The following is a 15,215-nucleotide window of genomic DNA, read 5'->3' on the forward strand; positions in this document are numbered from 1 at the left end:
ACCGCAGCCTCCGAGCGGGACGCCACTCCATCCCGCTCGCAAAGATGTGAACGCAGCCACGTGCGAAGCTGCCCTATTCCTCAGCTTTATCGGCAGCGGGCCGGATCGCGATCGAAGAGGGAAGCCATGACCTTTGCCCGGCTGCTCGCCTTGCCCCTGCTCAGCCTGTTGGCGCTCGGCCACGCGACCGCGCAAAGTCCGGACGGGGCCACCTCGCATGACGCACAGGTCGAGGATCTGAAAGTCTTCCGTCACGACTTCCTCGATGTCGACAAGTCTTATTCCAGCGCCGCCCGCGCGGAAGCGGCATCGCGGCTGCAGGCGCTCGAAACCGCGGCAGGTCCCACCGACGCGACTGCCTTCGCTGTCGATCTCTGCCAGATCGCGGCGCTGGCCGACAATGGTCACACGACCTGCAAGCTGCCGCGCGCCAACGGTGTGGCGATGTCTTTGCTGCCGATCGGCGGCGCCTTCTACGTCATAGCGGCCAGTCCCCAAAACGGCGATCTGCTGGGCAGCCGACTCGCCGGCATCGACGGCCATCCGGCTGCTCAAGTCTCCTCGGCACTGCGCAGCCTGCATGGCGGCGTGGCGGCATGGCGCGACATCGAGGCGACCGACGCGATCGTCCGGCCCGACCTGCTGCATGCACTCGGGCTCGCCAATGCCGCCGGCGACGCGACCTTTCGTTTCCAGACGCCCGACGGCCGCAGCATCGACCGCAAGCTCGCCCCGGAGCCGCAACGCCGCGGCTGGGTGAAGATTTTTCCCAAGGGAAGCGCGCCCTGGCCGCTGCAGGATCAGGAACAGCCTTTCCGCTGGCGCGATGCGCCCGAACTCGATGGCGTAGTCGCCCAAATCAGACGCAACGTCGACGGCAAGACCGGGAAGATAGCCGATTTCCTGGCTGAGGTCGAAGCCGCCCGGGTCCGCCTCGGCCGCAAGAACCTCGTCCTCGACATGCGCTTCAACACCGGCGGCAACTTGATGCTGACCCGCGATGCGCTCAGTTCCTGGCCGTCCCGCGTCAGCCCGCCGGGACGGCTGTTCGTGCTGGAAAGCCCGATTACCTTTTCGGCGGGAATTGTCGACGTCGCCTATCTCAAGCAGGCTGGCGGGGACAGGGTCACACTGGTCGGCGAAGCGCCCGGCGACCGCATGATGTTCTTCGCCGATCAGCAGCAGGTGACGCTGCCGCATTCGGGCGTCGTGCTGCAGTCCGCGACGCAGCGCTACGACCTTCAAAACGGCTGCAAGGCCTACACCGACTGTTTCGTCGGCATGGCGCAACCGAGTTCCGCCACGGGCACGACGCCCGTGCTTGTCGCCACCATCGACAAAGGCAAGGGCCGCAAGCCGGTTGCGCTCAAGACGCTGGAGCCCGACATTGCCGCGCCATGGTCGATCGACGATCTGCTCAAGGGTCGCGATCCCGGAATGGCGGCCGTTCAGGCGGCGTTGGCGGGACAGCAAGAGTAGGACTGTTCAGTCGTGTTTTTATAGCGGAAGCGACCGGCGACATGGCGGCAAGGCTCTCGCACCGCGCGCATACGACGACGACCGAAATCGCCGTCACCACCCAGAAGCCGAGCGCCGTGTCGACTAGCGGCAGCGCGCCGACATTTATGCCGAACAGGCCGGAGATGATGGTCATCGGCAGCAGCACCGCCGTCATCACGGAGAGGATGTAGAGCAGTTGGTTCGACCGCTCGGTGAGCTTCGCCATCAGTTCGTCCTGCAAAAGCCGGGTTCGCGCCTGCAACTGCTCGCCGTCGTGATGCAGCGCCGGCATCGTCTACATGGTCGTACGGCGGCTGGGCTGGGTTTAGCGTCCTATGCGCTTGCGCGCAGATCCTCGACGACCGTACCGGCAGCGCGGACTTCCGCCTCATGGTCCGGCTCGCGCCATGTCTCGGCGAGGCCGGCCGCATACCATTCGCGCATGGCAGGCAGACCGAGCAACCGCTTGGGATAAGCAGCGGCGGCGCCCTCGAATGCCAGTCCATAGGACTGTGCCCGGAAAACGACCGGAGCGAAGAAAGCATCGACCGCGGTGAAGTGGTCTCCGGCTAGGAACGGTCCGCCGAAGCGCGCAAGGCCGTCGTTCCACAAGTCGCCCAGGCGGAAGAGATCGTGCTTCAGCGCATCGGACATCGATGCCAGCTTGACGCGCACGCCACAGCTCATCGGGCAGTCATTGCGCAGCGCGGTAAAGCTCGAATGCATTTCGGCGGCGGCGGAGCGCGCCCATGCGCGCGCTTTCGCATCGGCCGGCCAGACGCCTCGATGACGCTCTGCCAGATATTCAACGATCGAGAGCGAATCCCACACCGCCCAGCCATCGTCGACCAGGCAGGGCACGCGGCCATTCGGCGAGAATGACCGGAAGAGGCTGAAACTTGAACCGGTCGGGAACGGCGTCAGCCGCTCCTCGAAGCGAATGTCGAGGGTCCGCATGAGCAGCCACGGCCGCAGCGACCAGGACGAATAGTTCTTGTTGCCGATATGAAGCTGGTACATTTGCCGCCCTCACCTCGTCGCGGGACCCGCCTGGCGAACCTCGCGCCCTCTGAACATCGACCAGCTGTACATGGCCAGCGCAGTCCAGATAAGGGCGAAAGCTATGGCCTGCGTGCTGCCGAACGGCTCATCGAAGATCAGGACGGCGATCAGGAACACCATGGTCGGCGCGATATATTGCATGATGCCGATGGTGGAGAGGCGCAAAAGCCTGGCGCCGAAGGCAAAGAGCAGAAGCGGCACCGCGGTCACCGGGCCGCAGCCAATCAGCAGTGCGGTGTCGCCGCCGGTGCTGGAGATGAAATGGTCCTCGCCCGTGGCGACCAAGTAGGCGATGTAGCAAAGCGCCGGCACCGACAGCAAAAGGACCTCGAGCAGAAAGCCCTGGCTCGGCCCGATCGGCAGCGTCTTGCGGAAGAAGCCGTAGGCGGCGAAGGAGAAGGCCAATGCCAGCGATACCCAAGGCAATTTGCCGGCCTCGACGGTGAGCACGGTCACCGCAATGGCGGCCAGCGCCACCGCCGCGATCTGCAGCCGGTCGAGCCGTTCGCCGAGGAGAACCGCGCCGACCACCACGCTGACCAGCGGGTTGATATAGTAGCCGAGCGCCGTCTCGACCGTGCGGTCGACTGCGATCGCCCAGACATAGATGCCCCAGTTGACCGAGATGAGCGTCGCCGTCAGCGCCGCCATGGCGAGGCTTTTCGGCGAGCGGATCGCGGCCTTGAAGTCGGCGGTGCGGCCGGCCCAAACCAGCACGGCAGCGGCGATCGGCACCGACCAAACGATCCGGTGCGAGATCACCTCGATCAGCGGCAGATGCGCCACCGCTTTCATGTAGAAGGGCAACAGCCCCCAGAGAAAATAGGCGCCGAGCGCCAAAAGGAAGCCGCGGCGAGCCTTGGCGTCTTGATCGAGATCGGCTGTTGCGGTGACCATGGCCCAACGCTATGGCCCAGGGGACCGTCCAAGACCATCGCAAAATTCTGATGGATCAATGGACTTTTGATGATGGTTCAACCTACTCCGCCGCGACTAAGCCAGCCATATCACGGTTCTTCATCAGCTTGTAGATGATTGAATCCATCAGCGCTTGGAAGGAGGCGTCGATGATGTTTTCCGAGACGCCGACAGTCCACCAGCGGGCGCCGGTGGAATCGTGCGATTCGATCAGCACCCGGGTGATGGCTTCGGTCCCGCCGTTGAGGATGCGCACCTTGAAGTCGGCGAGCTCGAGGTCGACGATCTCGTTCTGATACTTGCCGAGATCCTTGCGCAGCGCGATGTCGAGCGCGTTGACCGGGCCGTGGCCTTCGGCCACCGACATCTTCTCCTCGCCGTCGACCATCACCTTCACGATCGCCTCGGACACGGTCTTCAGGTTGCCGTTGGCATCGAAGCGGCGCTCGACCATGCAGCGGAACGAGGTGACGTTGAAGAACTCCGGCAGGCCGTGCAGCATCTTGCGGGCCAAAAGCTCGAAGGAGGCGTCGGCGCCCTCATAGGCGTAGCCTTCGGCCTCGCGCTCCTTCACGACGGCGATGAGCGCGTCGAGCCGGCTGTCGTCCTTCGGCACGTCGATACCGCGCCGCTTCAATTCGGCGAGAAAATTGGCCTTGCCGCCCTGGTCGGAGACCATGACGCGGCGGCGGTTGCCCACCGCTTCCGGCGGCACATGCTCGTAAGTCGCCGGCTCTTTGGCCAGCGCCGAGGCATGGATGCCGGCCTTGGTGGCGAAGGCGGATGAGCCGACATAGGGCGCCTGAGCTTCCGGCGCGCGGTTGAGCAACTCGTCGAAAGCGCGGGAGAGCCGCGAAATGCCGGTCAGTGCTTCGGCCGAAATGCCTGTCTCGAAGCGGTCGGCGAAGGCCGGCTTGAGCGCGAGCGTCGGGATGATTGTGACCAGATTGGCGTTGCCGCAGCGCTCGCCGATGCCGTTCAGCGTGCCCTGGATCTGGCGCACACCGGCCTCGACGGCGGCAAGGGAATTCGCCACCGCCTGGCCGGTGTCGTCATGGGCATGAATGCCGAGATGGTCGCCAGGGATGCCGCCCGCGATCACCTTCTCGACGATGGCCCGCACTTCCGAAGGCTGCGTGCCGCCATTGGTGTCGCATAGCACCACCCAGCGCGCCCCGGCATCATAGGCGGTCTTGGCACAGGCCAGCGCGTAAGCCGGATTGGCCTTGAAGCCGTCGAAGAAATGTTCGCAGTCGACCATCGCGTCCTTGCCGGCGGCGGCGGCCGTCTGGACCGAGACTTTTATCGAGTCAAGGTTCTCCTCGTTGGTGCAGCCAAGCGCCACGCGTACGTGATAGTCCCAGCTCTTGGCGACGAAGCAGATCGCGTCCGACTTCGACTGCAGCAGCGCCGCCAGCCCCGGATCGTTGGAGGCCGAAACCCCCGCCCGCTTGGTCATGCCGAAGGCGACGAATTTCGCGCTTTCCGTGCGCTTCTGATGGAAGAAGGCGGTGTCGGTCGGGTTGGCACCGGGATAGCCGCCCTCGACATAGTCGATACCGAATTCGTCGAGCAGCTTGGCGATCGCGATCTTGTCCTCGACGGAAAAGTCGATGCCCGGCGTCTGCTGGCCGTCGCGCAGCGTGGTGTCGAAGAGGTAGAGGCGTTGCTTCATCATGGCTGTAGCTCGAAAAGTCGAGATCCTTCGCGCTGGGGGCGCCGTAGAGCACAAACCTGCATGGTTATTTGCCTGCGTATTTATCCGTCGCCCGGATCAGCCGATCCAGAATCCCCGGCTCCGAATACGAGTGGCCGGCGCCTTCGATGAGGTGGAAATCCGCCTTCGGCCAGGCCTTGTGCAGGGCCCAGGCATAGCGCGCCGGGCACGGCATGTCGTAGCGGCCGTGGACGATGGTGCCGGGGATATCCTTCAGCTTCCAGGCGTCGCGCAGCAGCTGTCCTTCTTCCAGCCAGCCGGCATGGACGAAATAGTGGTTCTCGATGCGGGCGAAGGCGATGGCATAGTCGTCCTGGCCGAAAGGCGTGCTGGTTTCCGGCTCCGGCAAAAGCGTGATCGTCTCGCCTTCCCACAGACTCCAGGCAAGCGCCGCCTCGACCTTCGCCTTGCGGTCGGTGCCCACCAGCCGCTTGCGGTAGGCGGCCATCATGTCGCCGCGCTCGGCCTCGGGGATCGGCGCCAGAAAACGTTCCCACTTGTCGGGAAACATCTCGGAGACGCCGAACTGATAGTACCATTCGAGCTCGGCGCGGGTGAGCGTATAGATGCCGCGCACGACGAGCTCGCTGACGCGCTCGGGATGCGTTTCGGCATAGGCGAGCGCCAGCGTCGAGCCCCACGAGCCGCCGAACACCAGCCATTTGTCGAAGCCCGCCATCTCGCGCAGGCGTTCGATGTCGGCGACGAGATGCCAGGTGGTGTTGGCTTCCAACGAGGCGTTGGGCGTCGACTTGCCGCAGCCGCGCTGGTCGAACAGGATGACGTCGTAGAGTTTCGGGTCGAACAGCCGCCGGTGTTTCGGCGAGATCGTGCCTCCGGGGCCGCCATGCAGGAACACGGCTGGCTTGGCGCCTTTGGTGCCGCAGCGCTCCCAATAGATGGTGTGGCCATCACCGACATCGAGCATGCCTGTTTCGAACGGCTCGATCTCGGGATAGAGCGTGCGCAAGGAGCTGCTGTGGATCGTCATAGTTTCAGTCCCTGCTGCGGCCAGTTGGCCGTCTCGTGATCGGGATGCTGGAAGGAGATGATCTGCTCCTGCCGTCGATAGTAGTCGGGGTCGTCGTGGACCGGCGCCTCGAAGATCTTCTCCACCCAGGGCAGCCGCACCGCGTAGTTGACTTGGATCTGCGGCGCCAAGTCCGAACGATCGTCGAAGGCACCGATGGCGATCTCCAGCCCGCCCGGCTGGCGGTAGGTGAGCGGCGTGCCGCAGCGGCGGCAGAAGCCGCGATCGATGTTGACCGAGGACTGGAAATAGCTCGGCTCCTCATGGGTCCATTCGACGCCATCCTTCGGCACCGTCACCAGGGCGCCAAAGAAATTGCCGAACTGTTTCTGGCACATGCGGCAATGGCAGATGGACGGGCGCCCGAGCTTGCCGTGGACGCGGAAGCGCACGGCGCCGCACTGGCAGCCGCCGGTTCGAATTTCATCGGTCATGGTTTTTCCTCCGGCGGCCATTGGTCCGTGTCGTGATCGGGATGTTGATAGGAGACGAGCTCGGCGAGATAAGGCGCCGACGAAATATCGCCCATCGTCTCCTCGGAGGGCAGTTTCGAAACGCCGTCGACATAGGGAAGCTTCGCTTCGACGCCCCACTGGATGGTTGGCGCGATGCCGGCCGGGTCGTCGAAGGCGGCGATCGCCAGCGCCACGCCGTCCGGCGCCTCGAAGGTCAGCGGCGTGCCGCATTCGGCGCAGAAGCCGCGCCATGCCGCGCTGGACGAGCGGAAGCGCTTCGGCTCGCCGCGCGTCCAGTCGAGCCTGGCGCCGCGCACCGAGACCAGCGGCAGATAGAAATTGCCGCTCGCCTTCTGGCACATGCGGCAATGGCAGACCGAGGAATCGCCCAGGGCGCCCTCAACGCGGAAACGTACGGCGCCGCACTGGCACCCGCCCGTATAGACCGGCCGGTTATCAAGGCTCATCGATCCCTCCCATCGAGCTCACTCCGGATCATGGCAGACCGCCTCGACATTGTTGCCGTCGGGATCGAAGACGAAGGCGCCGTAATAATTGGGGTGGTAATGCGGACGCAGCCCCGGCCCGCCATTGTCCTTGCCGCCGGCCGCAAGGGCCGCGGCATGGAAGGCGTCGACCTCGGCGCGGCTGCGCGCGGTGAAGGCGACATGCTGATGGTCCTTCGGCTTCTCCTTGCCCGCGCTCAGCCAGAACACCGGCCGGTCGCGGCCATAGCCGCCGACCTTGGCGCCGCCGGTATACTCCTCCGGCACCATGTAGAGCAGCGAAGCGCCAAGCGGCGCCATCGCCTGGTCGTAGAACGCCTTGGACTTTTCGAAATCGGAAACGCTGATGCCGAGATGATCGATCATGGAACGAGCTCCTGCGTTGCGGTCTCCGGCACTTCGGCGCCGGCCAGGCCGGCCGCAATAACGATGTGCTGGCAGACATTGTCGATATCGCGGATCACGTCGTCGTTCCAGAAGCGCAGCATGGTCCAGCCGCTTGCAGCCAGATAGCCACTTCTTGCCTCGTCACGGTTTAAGTGTTCCGCATCGCCATGCTGGCTGCCATCGACCTCGACTATGAGGCGATGGGCCGAGCACGCGAAGTCAACGATATAAGGTCCGATCGGCACCTGCCGCCGGAAGCTGATGCCCATCAAGCGGTGGGCACGCAACTCGTTCCAAAGTTTCAGCTCGGCATCCGTCATGGCACGCCGCATGGACTTGGCGTTATTGCGCTGACGGGATGGAACGAGGTCGTGGCCCATAGCTAAATGCCCTCACGTTTGCGATTAACGAAATCGCACGCCCGAGCTAATCTCCCCCCTTGCGGGGGAGATGTCCGGCAGGACAGAGGGGGGTGCTGTCCCGCCGACGTAGCAACGAGAGAGTGCTGCCCTCCTAGGAAATAGCGGGTGTGTGAGTGGGAAAACTCAAACCCTGGAGTTCCTTCGCACCCCCCTCTGTCCTGCCGGACATCTCCCCCGCAAGGGGGGAGATTGGACGTCACCGGCGCCTCCGCCAGTCCTGAAACGATCCCCTGCGCCACCCTCACCGCTTGATCTCCCAGGTCGTCACCCGCTGGCCGGTGACCGGATCCTTGCCGTCCTTGAGCTGAACGCCTTGCGCCAGAAGCTCGTCGCGGATGCGGTCGGCCTCAGCCCAATTCTTGTCGGCGATGAACTTCAGGCGCCTGGCGATCGCCTCAGCGATCACGGTTTCGTCCACCTTCGCTGCGCCGACATCGAAACCCAGAAAGACAAGCGCCGCTTTCAGCGAAGCCGCGGCGGCGTTCTCGCCGGCGCCGGTGAACTCCACCGCCTCGCCGGCAAGCTGTGTCAATCGCTGGAAGGCAGCGTAGGTGGCGAGGTCGTCGGACAGCGCTTCCAGCACGTCTGCCGGCTGGTCCCTCGCCGCCGCGGGCGCAAGGTCGGCCGCTCGCTTCCATTTGCGCAGCGTGTTTTCCGCCTCCTCCAACTTGCGCACGGAAAAGTCGATCGGCTCGCGGTAATGCGTCATCAGCATCGCCAGCCGCAGCACTTCGCCCGGCCATTTCCTGCCGCCGAAAGTCTCGGTCTCCAAGAGTTCATGGATCGAATAGAAATTGCCGAGGCTCTTCGACATTTTCTGGCCCTCGACCTGAAGGAAGCCGTTGTGCATCCAGACATTGGCCATGACTTTGGTGCCGTGGGCGCAGCGCGACTGGGCGATCTCGTTTTCGTGATGCGGGAAGATCAGGTCGAGGCCGCCGCCATGGATGTCGAAGATCTCGCCGAGATAGGCGGCCGACATGGCCGAGCATTCGATGTGCCAGCCCGGACGGCCCCTGCCCCACGGGCTTTCCCAGCCGGGCTCTTCCGGCGTCGAGAGTTTCCATAAAACGAAATCGCCGGGGTTCTTCTTGTGGGCGTCGACCGCGATGCGGGCGCCGGCCTGCTGCTCGTCGAGATTGCGCTTCGAAAGCTCGCCATAATCGGGCATCGAGGCGGTGTCGAAGAGCACCTCGCCGCCGGCGACATAGGCGTGGCCGCGCTCGATCAGCTGCGCGATCAGCGACAGCATGTCGGCCTTGCCGTCGGCGCGGGGCGCGACGAACTCGGTCGCCCGCGGCTCGTAGGTCGGCTCGAGGCAGCCGAGTGCTGCGACATCCTTGTGGTACTGGTCGGCGGTCTTTTCGGTGACGCGCCGGATCGCGTCGTTCAGCGAAAGCTTCCCGGCTTCGATCTCGGTGCCGAAATCGCGCAGGGCGCGCGCATTTATCTTGTCGTCGACATCCGTGATGTTGCGCACATACGTGACGTGCTTTTCGTCATAGAGTTGGCGCAGCAAACGGAACAGCACGTCGAAGACGATCGCCGGCCGCGCGTTGCCGATATGGGCAAAGTCGTAGACGGTCGGGCCGCAAACATACATGCGCACGTTTTGCGGATCGATCGGAACGAAACGCTCCTTCGTCCGCGTCAGCGTGTTGTAAAGGCTGAGGCCCTTCGATGCGTCAGACATGCGTGCCCTTCCGATCCCTTATGTTGGACGGAGCCTCCCCGCGCCCGGGCGCAAATCGGGCTCCAGCCTGCTGGCCGGGGCGTTTGTCCAATCTAGGGGAAGATAAGGCGAAAACGTCCGGACCAGCGCGAGGCTAGCCAATAATGCAAATGCCACAAATGGCGAAAGACGTTTTCATGGCCGGCTTTATCGCGCCCGCAAGTGTTGCCGTCAAGTCGCTCAACTCGGGAAAGCTGTCGTTCCATCACAGGTAAAAACCGGCCGAAACATTTTATTAAGCATCTCGGCACAGTGATGAAACATTATCGGACTAGACCGCCAAACGTCACGATTTGGTCCGAATCGACCACCAAACCCAGACACGAAAACGTTACCAGGGAAGAGAACAATGCCTCGAAGTAAGCAAGAACAAAGCCGACCGGCGCAACAGCCGCTCACCAGCCACTACCGCGCGATCGGCCCTGCGGCCATCGTCGCAGCCCTTCTTCACACCGCGAAGAAGAAGAAGCCGGCGCAGAAGATCATCTCGCCGCGCGCCGCCTGAAACGGCAGGACCGGCGCAGCCCCGATGATCGGGGTGCCGGCAATGAGGGCGACGCCAATGCTCGCCCTGGGAGATGAAGGCCTCTGCTAGCAGCCTTCGCTAAAACAGGGTCATCTGGTTTTCGTCCGCGCCGGGTTTCTGGCGCCTGTCCTTGTCGGGCTGAGGCCCGACCATGCCCCGCTCCCGAATCTCCGGCCCGGTGTTGGCGACCTTGTTGACGAGGTCGGAAACCGGAATCGCCTCGAAGAAATCGGGCTCGGCGGGCTTGAGGAGGTCGAGCACGTCGCGCGGCTCCTGCGTGCGGCAATCCAACCAGCGGGCGAAATCGCGTTCGTCGATCACCACCGGCATGCGGTCGTGGATATGGGCGGTGCCGGCGTTGGCCCGCGTGGTGAGGATCGCGCCGGTGTCCATCTCGGAACCGCCCGGCTCGGCATAGGTCTCGATCAGACCGGCGAAGGCGATCACCCCGCCCCGCCGCGGCTGGATCCAGTAGGGCTGGCCCTTGGCGCTCCCCGACTGCTGCCATTCATAAAAGCCGGAGGCCGGCACAAGGGCCCGGCGATGGCGCATGGCGGTCTTGAACGAGGCCTTTTGCAGCACGCCTTCCGAGCGCGCGTTGAAGAGCAGCGGAAATTCCTTCGTATCCTTGACCCAAGTCGGGATCAGCCCCCAGCGCACCAGCATCGCCTGGCGGTCTGGCAGGTTGGAGCCTGGCGCTCTTGGCGGACCGGCGAACGCCATCAGCACCGGCTGCGTCGGAGCGATATTGTAGCGGGCCGGAAACGCCTCCAGCTCCGCCAGGCCAAGAATGGCGGCGGTCTGGTCCGGCGAGGCGGTCAGGGCAAAGCGTCCGCACATGGATTGGCTCTTCGGTCGGGATCGCCATGAAAGTGGCGATGGAACCGCCGCGCCGCAACCGCTAAAGCTGTCCGGTCCACAACCAAGCCGGCAGCCGGCGCGATTCGCAACGCATGAACAAGGTTCGCAAGATTATCCCGGCAGTCTCCGTCGCCGTCGTGCGCGGCAAGACGGTGCTGCTGGTCAAGCGGGCGCGGCCGCCTTCGCAAGGGCTCTACGCGTATCCCGGCGGCAAGGTCGAGCCGGGCGAGACGCTGGCGCAAGCCGCGGCGCGCGAACTCAAGGAGGAAACGGGGCTCCAGGCGAAGGATTACCGCCCGCTGCGCGACATCCATATCGACGGTCGCGCTGAGCACCACGCGGTCGACTATCTGCTGACGGTGTTCGGCGCGGCCTATGTCGGCGGCGAGCCGGCAGCGAGCGATGATGCCGAGACGGCGGCGTTCTACACGCTGGCGGAAATGGCGGCGATGCCGCTGGCGGGCGATGTGTTTGAAGTTGCCGAGGAGTTGCTTGGCCCTGCGCAAGCCGCCGAGCGGTGACCCCAGAATGGCCTTGCAGGCGACAAAATGTTTCGCCACAAAGCCTTGCTCTTCCATCGCAAGGCCCTGATGACCCGCGCCTCCCCCTTTCTCGCCGCAAGCCTCGCCATCAGCATGGCCGTCACGGTGCAGCCGGCATCGCCGGCCGAGGCGCCGTTCGAGCCCGGGCTAATGCGGCTTGCCGAGGTGCTGGGTTCGCTGCATTTCCTGCGCAACCTCTGCGGCGAGAAAGGCGACCAGTGGCGGCTGGAGATGGAAAAGCTGCTTGAGTCGGAAAATCCCGATCCCAACCGGCGCGCCCGCTTCATCGCCTCCTTCAATCGCGGCTACCGCTCCTTCAGCGGCACCTACACGCAGTGCACGCCTTCGGCCACTGAGGCCATTGCCCGCTACATGAAGGAAGGCGAGACGCTGTCGCGCGATATCGCTTCCCGTTACGGGAATTGAGGACCGGCATCGATCGCGACTATCCACCGACAAATCGCTCCAATGTGGCCGGCCTTATTGTATCAGGCTGCGCCTTGGTGCAATCATCTGTTGCGCTTGTGCAACAATGTTAATGAAACGTTAGTGGACAAATGCGGAATTAACTCAAACTGAAGGTTTTAATGCCGCAAGTTGGTCTAATCGGCTAAGCTCGGTCGGAATTGATCGCAGCCTTGCTCGATATGTAGATTGCGACTGCAGAAATGTCGTATTTACAAGCACTTGTACGAGCAGCGCATGAACTGGCAAGTCAAGCCCGGTGCCTTGCCGGACCGAGCTTGAAAAGGTGGACATCGCAATGGAACATGGCGTCAGCGACATCGACGCGTTGGTCAGGGAAGAAAAGCGCCTGACCGCCGTGGAGAGCCACAGCGAAGCCTGGGCGGAAGGATTGTCGGCCGGCATCGAGCCTGAAATCATCGCCGAGGCTGCGCTGGAAACCGCCTTCGGCGAGATGCTGCGCGCCAATGGTGAGACCTCAGCGCTGGCCCTGCTCGACCGCATGCGCGAAAAGGTGATCTCCGGCGCCTTCGAGCCGGAACGGCTCAGGCACTAGCCCGCCCGCTTTTGGCTGCTTTTGACGGCGACGCGCCGTTTGGGCATCATACCCGCCGCCTAGCCATTAGTCTTTTTCGCAATTCCGGACGGAAACCATGCACAGTTTTCCTGGAATTGCCCTAGCGAGCCCGGAACCATGGAGAGGCAAGGGGTGAGATTTTCGTTGGCAGGCAGGCCGCGCGGGCTGGCCCTCGGCATCTGGATCACTGCTTCCTGCGCCGGACCATTGGCAATCTGCCTCGCCAGCACGCCTTCCTATGCGCTAAGCGAGATCCAGCGCGAGGATTTGCCTTCGCCGGTCACTCCGCCCACCAGTGACGAAACGACCGCTCCGGGGACCACCGTGCCAATGCCGGCCGCGCCCGGCACCAAACCCTCCGACAACAGCCAGCCGGCCGACGAGACGGACAAGAGCGCGCCGGAAGCGCCAACCGGCAGCGGCGGCATCACCAGCCCGCGCTCCGACCCGGATTCGCCGCCGCCGCCCGTCGTCTACGACCTCGACAAGCTTCCCGAACCGGTCAAACGCATGCACGGCCTGATCATCGAGGCCTGCAAGAGCGGCGATATCGAGAAACTTCGGCCGCTGATCGGCTCGGGCGAATCCATGACGCAGCTTTCGCTCGGCGACATCGAGGGCGACCCGGTCGCTTTCCTCAAGGGACTCTCCGGCGACGGCGATGGCCAGGAGATTCTCGCCATTTTGGAAGAGGTGCTCAGCGCCGGCTATGTCCATGTCGACACCGGCACCCCGCAGGAGCTCTATGTCTGGCCGTATTTCTTCGCGCTGCCGCTCGACAAGCTGGATCCCAGGCAGCGCGTCGAGCTGTTCAAGCTCGTCACCGCAAGCGACTATGACGACATGAAGCAGTTCGGCGCCTATATCTTCTACCGCGTCGGCATCACGCCCGCCGGCCAGTGGCTGTTCTTCGTCGCCGGGGATTGAGCCAGAAGCTCATCCCTTGCCAATTTTGGTCTGCGGCCATATGCGGTTTGCCTCCTCTCGCAGAGCCGGAATCGCATCGGCTCCCACCGTGGGCATTTCGAGAAGAAAATCGACGAGGGCAAGTTCCCGCAGCTGCAGGCACTGTTAATGCAGGGCGCGCTTAAGAAATCCAACGTGGCCTAAGCCGCCAGCGCCTCGGAAAACTCCACCGCCCTGCCCTGGCCGGGCGTGACGATCTCGCCGTCCCACATTACCCGGTTGCCGCGCACGATGGTGCCGACCGGCCAGCCGGTGACCTCTTTGCCGTCATATGGCGTCCAGCCCGCCTTGGAGCCAGCCTGCGCGTTGGTGATGGTCTCGCGGCGCTTCAGGTCTACGACGGTGAAATCGGCGTCGGAGCCGGCGGCGATGCGGCCCTTTCCCGCCATGCCGAAGATGCGCTGCGGACCATGACTGGAGAGATCGACGAAACGCTGCAAAGTGAGCCGGCCGGCGTTGACATGGTCGAGCATGATCGGCACCAGCGTCTGCACGCCCGTCATGCCCGAAGGCGAGGCAGGATAAAGCTTGGCCTTCTCGGCCAGCGTGTGCGGCGCGTGGTCGGACCCCAGCACATCGACGATCCCTTGCTCGATGCCGTGCCAGACGCCGTCGCGGTGGCGCGCCGCGCGCACGGGCGGGTTCATCTGGATCAGCGTGCCGAGCCGCGCATAATCGTCAGCTGAGAGCGTCAGGTGATGCGGCGTCGCTTCGCATGTGGCGACGTCCTTGTGCTGCTCGAGGAAAACGATCTCCTCGGCCGTCGAGATGTGCAGCACATGGATGCGGGCGCGCGTCTGTCTCGCGATGCGCACCAGGCGCTCGGTGCAGCGCAGCGCCGCGATCTCGTCGCGCCAGACAGGATGCGACGAGGGATCGCCCTCGACGCGCAGACCGAGCCGCTCGCGCAGACGGAACTCGTCCTCGGAGTGGAAAGCGGCGCGGCGGCGGGTATTGCGCAGGATGGAGGCGACGCCTTCGTCGTCCTCGACCAGCAGGTCGCCGGTGGACGAGCCCATGAAGACTTTTATGCCGGCAGCTCCTGGCAGCCGCTCGAGCTCGCCGACATCGCCGGCATTGTCGCGCGTGCCGCCAACCCAGAAAGCGAAGTCGCAATGCATGCGGCCGGTGGCGCGCCGCACCTTGTCGGCAAGGGCCGCCTCGCTGGTGGTCAGCGGATTGGTGTTGGGCATCTCGAAGACCGCGGTGACGCCGCCCAAAACCGCGGCGCGAGACCCGGTTTCCAGATCTTCCTTGTGCTCCAGTCCCGGCTCGCGGAAATGCACCTGGCTGTCGACGACGCCGGGCAGGATGTGCAGGCCCGTGCAATCGATCGCCTCGCCGGCCGACGCTTGGCCGAGATCGCCTATCGCGGCAATACGCCCGGCCTTCACGGCGACATCGCGCCGGCCTTCACCGTCATGGTTGACTACCGTGCCGCCTGTCAGGATGAGGTCGAAGGTGGTTGCCATGGACTGGTCCAATCTCTTGCGGGGGGAGTGTGGCCGGCTTACGTAATGACCATCATTTTTGCAAGATCAGGCCGACT

General features: G+C 64.1%; 17 protein-coding genes and 1 pseudogene. 6 read left to right on the top strand and 12 right to left on the bottom strand.

Going from position 1 to position 15,215, the window contains the following annotated elements:
- The first annotated feature begins 126 nt into the window (after nt 1-126).
- Nucleotides 127-1,479: a hypothetical protein gene (locus CK221_RS11675; protein ID WP_095777827.1), complete on the top strand. Its 1,353-nt coding sequence runs from the start codon at nt 127-129 to the stop codon at nt 1,477-1,479.
- 73 nt (nt 1,480-1,552) lie between these two features.
- Here the strand turns inward: CK221_RS11675 and CK221_RS30760 are convergent.
- The 10 genes and pseudogenes from CK221_RS30760 to cysS form a co-directional block, all read right to left on the bottom strand.
- Nucleotides 1,553-1,783 (bottom strand): annotated as a pseudogene (locus tag CK221_RS30760) (CorA family divalent cation transporter); the annotation flags it as partial.
- A 50-nt stretch (nt 1,784-1,833) separates the two neighbouring features.
- Nucleotides 1,834-2,520 carry a glutathione S-transferase family protein gene (locus tag CK221_RS11685; RefSeq protein ID WP_095777828.1) on the bottom strand — a complete coding sequence of 229 codons (687 nt, stop codon included), beginning with the start codon at nt 2,518-2,520 and terminating at the stop codon, nt 1,834-1,836.
- A gap of 9 nt (nt 2,521-2,529) precedes the next feature.
- On the bottom strand, nt 2,530-3,459 hold the full coding sequence (gene rarD / locus CK221_RS11690) for an EamA family transporter RarD (protein ID WP_095777829.1): 930 nt from the start codon (nt 3,457-3,459) through the stop codon (nt 2,530-2,532).
- An 82-nt stretch (nt 3,460-3,541) separates the two neighbouring features.
- Nucleotides 3,542-5,158, bottom strand: coding sequence for a citramalate synthase (gene cimA / locus CK221_RS11695; RefSeq protein ID WP_095777830.1), 1,617 nt, complete (start codon nt 5,156-5,158; stop codon nt 3,542-3,544).
- 64 nt (nt 5,159-5,222) lie between these two features.
- A complete protein-coding gene (gene pip, locus CK221_RS11700; protein ID WP_095777831.1) occupies nt 5,223-6,188 on the bottom strand; it encodes a prolyl aminopeptidase in 966 nt (321 codons plus the stop codon).
- A complete protein-coding gene (locus CK221_RS11705) occupies nt 6,185-6,661 on the bottom strand; it encodes a GFA family protein (protein ID WP_095777832.1) in 477 nt (158 codons plus the stop codon). The genes pip and CK221_RS11705 overlap by 4 nt, the downstream gene beginning before the upstream one ends.
- On the bottom strand, nt 6,658-7,149 hold the full coding sequence (locus CK221_RS11710; RefSeq protein ID WP_095777833.1) for a GFA family protein: 492 nt from the start codon (nt 7,147-7,149) through the stop codon (nt 6,658-6,660). Before CK221_RS11710 ends, CK221_RS11705 begins: the two co-directional genes overlap by 4 nt.
- An 18-nt stretch (nt 7,150-7,167) precedes the next feature.
- A complete protein-coding gene (locus CK221_RS11715) occupies nt 7,168-7,554 on the bottom strand; it encodes a VOC family protein (RefSeq protein WP_095777834.1) in 387 nt (128 codons plus the stop codon).
- Nucleotides 7,551-7,955: a DUF559 domain-containing protein gene (locus tag CK221_RS11720; RefSeq protein ID WP_095777835.1), complete on the bottom strand. Its 405-nt coding sequence runs from the start codon at nt 7,953-7,955 to the stop codon at nt 7,551-7,553. The genes CK221_RS11715 and CK221_RS11720 overlap by 4 nt, the downstream gene beginning before the upstream one ends.
- A 283-nt stretch (nt 7,956-8,238) precedes the next feature.
- Complete coding sequence (gene cysS, locus CK221_RS11725) at nt 8,239-9,690, bottom strand: cysteine--tRNA ligase (RefSeq protein ID WP_095777836.1); 1,452 nt, start codon at nt 9,688-9,690, stop codon at nt 8,239-8,241.
- Nucleotides 9,691-10,078: 388 nt separating this feature from the next.
- Between cysS and CK221_RS11730 the strand changes: the two genes are divergently transcribed.
- Nucleotides 10,079-10,234 (top strand): hypothetical protein, encoded by a 156-nt coding sequence (locus tag CK221_RS11730; RefSeq protein ID WP_095777837.1) that lies wholly within the window; start codon nt 10,079-10,081, stop codon nt 10,232-10,234.
- 99 nt (nt 10,235-10,333) lie between these two features.
- Here the strand turns inward: CK221_RS11730 and CK221_RS11735 are convergent, their stop codons facing one another.
- A complete protein-coding gene (locus tag CK221_RS11735; protein WP_095777838.1) occupies nt 10,334-11,095 on the bottom strand; it encodes an SOS response-associated peptidase in 762 nt (253 codons plus the stop codon).
- 113 nt (nt 11,096-11,208) lie between these two features.
- On the opposite strand from CK221_RS11735, the gene CK221_RS11740 reads away from it, so the two are divergent.
- The 4 genes from CK221_RS11740 to CK221_RS11755 all read left to right on the top strand — a co-directional run bounded on the left by CK221_RS11740 (nt 11,209) and on the right by CK221_RS11755 (nt 13,627).
- Nucleotides 11,209-11,637 (top strand): NUDIX hydrolase, encoded by a 429-nt coding sequence (locus CK221_RS11740; protein ID WP_095777839.1) that lies wholly within the window; start codon nt 11,209-11,211, stop codon nt 11,635-11,637.
- A gap of 69 nt (nt 11,638-11,706) precedes the next feature.
- Nucleotides 11,707-12,084 (top strand): TIGR02301 family protein, encoded by a 378-nt coding sequence (locus tag CK221_RS11745; protein WP_066998125.1) that lies wholly within the window; start codon nt 11,707-11,709, stop codon nt 12,082-12,084.
- A 337-nt stretch (nt 12,085-12,421) separates the two neighbouring features.
- Nucleotides 12,422-12,679, top strand: a complete 258-nt coding sequence (locus tag CK221_RS11750; protein ID WP_066997401.1) for a hypothetical protein — start codon at nt 12,422-12,424, stop codon at nt 12,677-12,679.
- Between the two features lie 153 nt (nt 12,680-12,832).
- Nucleotides 12,833-13,627: a hypothetical protein gene (locus tag CK221_RS11755; protein WP_095777840.1), complete on the top strand. Its 795-nt coding sequence runs from the start codon at nt 12,833-12,835 to the stop codon at nt 13,625-13,627.
- A gap of 179 nt (nt 13,628-13,806) precedes the next feature.
- Here the strand turns inward: CK221_RS11755 and CK221_RS11760 are convergent, their stop codons facing one another.
- Nucleotides 13,807-15,138, bottom strand: a complete 1,332-nt coding sequence (locus CK221_RS11760) for a dihydroorotase (protein ID WP_095777841.1) — start codon at nt 15,136-15,138, stop codon at nt 13,807-13,809.
- Between the last annotated feature and the right edge of the window lie 77 nt (nt 15,139-15,215).

Origin of the sequence: Mesorhizobium sp. WSM3868, assembly GCF_002294785.1 — a bacterium.
In the GTDB taxonomy this organism is placed as follows: Bacteria; Pseudomonadota; Alphaproteobacteria; order Rhizobiales; family Rhizobiaceae; genus Mesorhizobium.